This is a genomic window from Micromonospora sp. S4605, from assembly GCF_003176715.1.
In the GTDB taxonomy this organism is placed as follows: Bacteria; Actinomycetota; Actinomycetes; order Mycobacteriales; family Micromonosporaceae; genus Micromonospora; species Micromonospora echinaurantiaca.
This window is the reverse complement of sequence record NZ_QGSW01000329.1, coordinates 1-5,232: the sequence shown is the minus strand read 5'-3', so window position 1 is coordinate 5,232 and position 5,232 is coordinate 1. Positions and strand designations below refer to the sequence as shown.

The following is a 5,232-nucleotide window of genomic DNA, read 5'->3' as shown; positions in this document are numbered from 1 at the left end:
GTCGCCCGCCGCCCGCCGCTCGGCCCCGCTGGCCGCCGGGCCGGTGACCGTGCGAGCCACGGCAGGGCCGGTCCCGCCGGGCGTCGGGCCGGTGACCGGGCTGGCCACCGGCCCGGCAGCCGCGGGTCAGCTCTGCTGGGCGCGGGGATCCGGGACCGCCTTCTCGGCGGCGCGGCTGACCTCTTCCCACTCGGCCCAGGTGGCCATCCGCCGCTTCGAGATGTCGAAGGCGACGTCGTAGACCATGCTGCCGAGCAGGAGCCGCAGCGGCGGCTTGTCGCTGGCGACCAGCTTCATGAGCGCCTCGGCAGCCAGCCGGGGTTCGCTGTCGACCGAACCTTCGGCCCACTGCTTGGCCAGTTCCTCGCGCAGCGGGTCGTAGGCGGGGTTGGGGGTGGTGGCGGTGCTGCTGGTGTAGAGGTCGGTCCAGTAGCCGCCCGGCTGGACGATGGTGACCTTGACGCCGAAGCTGGCGGCCTCGGCGGCGAGGGCTTCGCTCATCCCTTCGAGGGCGAACTTGCTGGCGCTGTAGAGCCCGGTGCTGGGGAAGCCGCCGAGCGCGCCGATGCTGGAGATCTGCACGAGGTGTCCGCTGCCCTGGGCGCGCAGGTGCGGCAGGACGGCCTGGCTGACCCAGAGGGCGCCGAAGAAGTTGAGTTCCAGTTGGGCGCGGGCCTGCTCTTCGGTGAACTCCTCGACCATTCCGGCGTAGAGGGCGCCGGCGTTGTTGACGACGATGTCGAGCCGGCCGAAGTGCCGGACCGCCTCGGCGACGGCGTCGACGACCGCTGGGCGGTCGGTGACGTCGAGGCGCAGGGCGAGCAGGCGGCCGGGGTGGCGGGTGGCGAGGTCGTCCAGTGGCGCCACGTCCCGGGCGGCCCCCGCGACGCGGTCGCCGGCGGCGAGGGCCGCCTCGGCGAACGCGCGGCCGAGGCCACGGCTCGCGCCGGTGATGAACCAGACCCGGGATGCGGCGGTGCCTGAGGCCTCCATGGGGAACAACTCCCTTCCTTGCGAGACGAACCGTCTCGTCTCGGTTGCGAGGACGACAATACCTGGCCGCGCCGGGATGTCAAGACGGACCGTCTCGTCTCTCTTCCTGTTACATTCGGCCCGTGCCCACGCAGAAGGTCGCCCCCGACTCCAGCCGTCGCAGCCAGTCCGCGCGGCGGGCCATCCTCACCGCCGCCCTCGACCTGGTCAGCGAGCTGGGGTACGCGAAGCTCAGCATCGAGGGCATCGCCTCCGCCGCCGGCGTGGGCAAGCAGACGATCTACCGCTGGTGGCCGTCGAAGGGCGCGCTGCTGTTCGACGCCTTCCTCACCCTCACCACGGAGGGCCAGGACGTGGGCGAGGCGGCCCTACCCGACACCGGCGACCTGGCGGCCGACCTGAAGACGGTGCTGCGGGCCACCGTCGAGGAACTCAACGACCCCCGCTACGACCTGCCCATGCGGGCCCTGCACATCGAGGTCGTGCATGACCCCGCCCTGGCCGCCGCCTACCAGGAGCGGCTGGACGGGCCGCTGCGGGAGCTGAAGAAGGAGCGCCTGCGCGCCGCCCAGCGGGCCGGGCAGCTGGCCGAGGACGTCGACCTCGACGTGGCCGTCGACCTGCTGTTCGGCCCGATCCTGAACCGGTGGCTGCAACGCACCGGCCCGCTCACCGCTGAGTACGTCGACCAGGTGGTGGACACGGCGCTGCGCGGGCTCCGGCCGGCGCCGCCCGCCGGATAGTCGGCGCGCGGGCCGGCTGCCCGGGGCGGCGACGGATCACGGGCGGGGCGTCTCGCTGGCGACGGTCTGCTCGCGGGGCAGCGCGGCGGCCCGCAACGCCCAGTCCAGCGCGTAGTCGGCGACCTGCTCCCAACCGGGCTGCCCGACCGTGAAGTGCGAGCGGCCGGGGAACTCGTGGTACGCGGTCAGCGCCCGCGACTTCTGGTACAGCGCCGCGTTGGAGCGGACCACGGTGGGCGGCACCACGTGGTCGGCTCCGCCGGCGATCAGCAGCAGCGGCGCCCGGTCGGTGCGGCGGGTGTCCACCTCGGCCGGGGAGTTCGGGTCGAGGTTGGCGAACGCCCCTTCGAAGAGCACCCGGCCGGCGCCGGGCACCGCGTACCGCTGCCAGGCCCGGTCGGAGTCCTCCCGGCTGAGGGTGTTGCCGAACGCGTAGTGGAAGTCGTCGGGCGTGAACGGCACCGCCCGGTTCCGGTTGGCCGGGTTGTGCAGGATGGAGAAGGCCGAGCGCAGGGTGCTTAACGGCAACTTGAGCACGCCCTTCACCGCGGCCGGGTGGATGCCCACCGCCGCCGCCCCGAGCCCCCGGTCGACCAGAACCTGGGTGATCAGACCGCCGAACGAGTGCCCCATGATGACCGGTGCGGCGGGCAGTGTCCGGATGATCCGGTCGTAGTGGTCGACGATCTCGGCGATGCGTTGCTGGGCGATCGGGGTGGGATCCTCCCGTAGCTGCTCGACGTCACCCTCCATGCCGGGCCAGGACGGGGTCACCACCCGCAACCCGCGTCCGGCGAACCGGGTGGCCCACCGCTCCCAACTGCGCGACGTCATCCATAGGCCGTGGATGAGCACGACCGTGTCGACCGGTCCCTGCGGCGCGCTGGCCATGGGTCCTCCCCGGTGTCGTGGCGTCCGGACCGGCGGTTACCCGCCCGGCCGGCGGGGATTCCCCGACCCGCCCGGCCGGCGCCGCCGCAACGAGGTCGCCCGTCGACGGGTGGAGCGCCGGCGGGTAGCGGGTCAGGCGGTCGGCGGTGGTTCGGGCAGTTCGTCGACGACCACCACGGCGCTGCCGGTACGCACCTCCGCCAGCAGCTCGCGCTGGCCGCTGCGGGTCAGCCGGATGCAGCCGTTGGTGGTGTTCCGGCCCAGCTCGCCGTCGTGGTACCAGCTGTGCAGGCCGATGTGCGCGCCGCGCAGGCTGGCCGGCACCGAGTTCGGGTCGTCGGGCACCGCGCCGAGGGCGAAGATGTCCACCCCGCCGTACACCTGCTGCGGCGGTGGGGTGCGGCCGAGGATGAAGGTCCGGCCCAGCGGCGTCTCCTGCCCCCGCTGGCCGAGGCTGACCTCCCAGGACCGGACTGCCCGCCCGGCGCGGTACCAGGTGATCCGGTGCGTCCGGCGCTCGACCACGAGCTGGTCGCGCAGCTGCACCGTGCTGAAGCCGCCGGGCGGCAGCCAGGCGAGCCGGCGGTTCGCCGACGGGAGCAGCACCGCCGTCCAGCCGGCGCGGCGCTGGGCGATCGGCATGGTCAGCTCGACACCGCGGATGGTGGGGGCGAGGAAGGCCAACGGCCGGCCGCCGGGCGCGTCGTACGCGGCGATCCGGCGGGTCGGGTGCAGTCCCTCGGTCAGCGGGGTGACGTCCGAGGCGTCCGGGTCGGCGGGGAAGCCGCGGGGCGCCGGGTCGTAGTCGACCACCGGCAGGTCGTCCGGCGCGGGCGCGGCGGCCGGCACGGTCTCCTCGGGCGTCGGGCTCGGCGCGGGGGCGGTGGGTTCCGGTTCGTCCGGCGCCGCCTGCTCGACTGCCGGCGGCACGGGTTCGGGGGTGAGCGCCCAGCCGGTCGCCCCGGCCGTCGCCAGCAGCGCGGAGACTCCGACGGCGGTGGCCACCCGGCGGAGCCAGCGGTACGCGGTGATTCGGTCAAACGGCACAAAGAGACTGTAATGGCAGGACCCCCGTCCAGCCGGTAAATCGGCCGGACGGGGGCCCCGGGGTGGGGGGATCAGTTCAGCCGCGCGCCGACGTGGATGGCGACCGCGTCGTGGGCGGGGATGTTGGCGGCGAACCAGCCGTTGCCGTCCACGGTGATCACCGGCCCGCTGCACGAGCCGTTGCTGAACGTGCCGTGGATGACGTCGCAGTACCGGCCGGCGGGCAGCCCGGCGTGGTACGAGCGACCGGTGATCGCGTGGTCCTCGTCGTTCACCGTGAGGTAGCCCTTGCCGGCTCGGCTGAACGCGATGTGGTTGTTGCCGTTGTCGTACCAGTTGGCGACCGCGGCGCCCTCGGTGGCGTTGCGGAAGCCGACCATGTTGGCGATGACCGGCCAGCGGTGCTCGCACTCCCAGCCGGAGTAGCAGGTTACGTCGAGGGTCCGGCCGGAGCCGTCCTGCGGCGGGCCCTGGTCGCGCTGGCTGAAGGTGTAGCTGGACATCACCGTCGGCGATCCGTACGGCCAGGCCAGCATGAACGCGTTGGCCAGCGCGTAGATGCCCCGGTCGCGGTAGGTCAGCACCCCGCCGACGTCGCGCTGGGTGTCGTGGTTGTCCACGAAGACCGCCGCCACGCCGCCGGGCAGGTGCCCCCAGCCCTCGCCGAAGTTGCGCAGGTAGGCGAGCCGCTCGGAGCGGAACACCCGGGCCAGGTCCTTGCCGTAGCGGAACTCGTGCACGTCGCCGTTGCCGGTGTACTCGCCCGGCTGGATCGGCTCGCCGGCGCCGTGGATCACCTCCTGCACCAGGTACGCCGGCCGGGAGAGCCGGCTGCGCAGCGCCGCGATGTCGGCGGCCGGCATGTGCTTGCTGGCGTCCATCCGGAAGCCGTCCACGCCGAGCGAGAGCAGGTCGTTGAGGTAGCCGGCGAGCCGGCCGCGGACGTAGTCCGACTCGGTCCTCAGGTCGGCGAGGTTGACCAGTTCGCAGTTCTGCACCTCCCACCGGTCGCCGTAGTTGGCGATGTCGTCGCCGCCGTTGCGACCGCAGTGGTGGAAGTCCTGGTACTGGTAGATGCCCGGGTAGTCGTAGTGCCCGTACGACGAGCCGGCCCAGCCGGTGCCGCCGTTGTCCTGCCCGGACATGTGGTTGACGACCGCGTCCACGATCACCTTGACGCCGGCCGCGTGGCAGGCGTCCACCATGGCCTTGAACTGGGCGCGGGTGCCCTTGCGGGACTCGATCCGGTAGCTGACCGGCTGGTACGCCAGCCACCACTGGGAGCCGCGGACGTGTTCCTGCGGCGGGGAGACCTGGACCCAGCCGTAGCCCTTCGGGCCCAGCGTGGTCCGGCACTCGTTGGCCACCGAGGTCCAGTTCCACTCGAAGAGCTGGACGATCACCTTCTTGGCGCCGGCCGGGGCCGCGACGGCCGGGGGTGCCGTCACGGTGGTCGGTACGAGCACGCTCGCGATCACACCGAGGGCGAGCAGCGCCGAGTGCCATCGACGTCGATGCATCGGAACTCCTGACGGGGGTGCGGGGGACGGGGTGGTGG

5 protein-coding genes are annotated in these 5,232 nt (G+C 73.0%); 1 reads left to right on the top strand and 4 read right to left on the bottom strand.

Going from position 1 to position 5,232, the window contains the following annotated elements; translation table 11 throughout:
* Positions 1-126: 126 nt before the first annotated feature.
* Positions 127-993 (bottom strand): SDR family NAD(P)-dependent oxidoreductase, encoded by an 867-nt coding sequence (locus DLJ47_RS28860; RefSeq protein WP_109904651.1) that lies wholly within the window; start codon positions 991-993, stop codon positions 127-129.
* A gap of 122 nt (positions 994-1,115) precedes the next feature.
* Between DLJ47_RS28860 and DLJ47_RS28855 the strand changes: the two genes are divergently transcribed.
* The gene (locus DLJ47_RS28855) at positions 1,116-1,736 is read left to right on the top strand and encodes a TetR/AcrR family transcriptional regulator (protein WP_109904649.1); all 621 of its coding nucleotides are present in this window, start codon (positions 1,116-1,118) and stop codon (positions 1,734-1,736) included.
* A 36-nt stretch (positions 1,737-1,772) separates the two neighbouring features.
* Here the strand turns inward: DLJ47_RS28855 and DLJ47_RS28850 are convergent, their stop codons facing one another.
* The 3 genes from DLJ47_RS28850 to DLJ47_RS28840 all read right to left on the bottom strand — a co-directional run bounded on the left by DLJ47_RS28850 (position 1,773) and on the right by DLJ47_RS28840 (position 5,194).
* Positions 1,773-2,627, bottom strand: coding sequence for an alpha/beta hydrolase (locus DLJ47_RS28850; RefSeq protein WP_109904647.1), 855 nt, complete (start codon positions 2,625-2,627; stop codon positions 1,773-1,775).
* A gap of 132 nt (positions 2,628-2,759) precedes the next feature.
* Positions 2,760-3,674, bottom strand: coding sequence for a L,D-transpeptidase (locus tag DLJ47_RS28845; protein ID WP_109904645.1), 915 nt, complete (start codon positions 3,672-3,674; stop codon positions 2,760-2,762).
* A 71-nt stretch (positions 3,675-3,745) separates the two neighbouring features.
* Positions 3,746-5,194, bottom strand: a complete 1,449-nt coding sequence (locus tag DLJ47_RS28840; RefSeq protein WP_109904643.1) for an alpha-amylase — start codon at positions 5,192-5,194, stop codon at positions 3,746-3,748.
* Positions 5,195-5,232 lie beyond the last annotated feature (38 nt).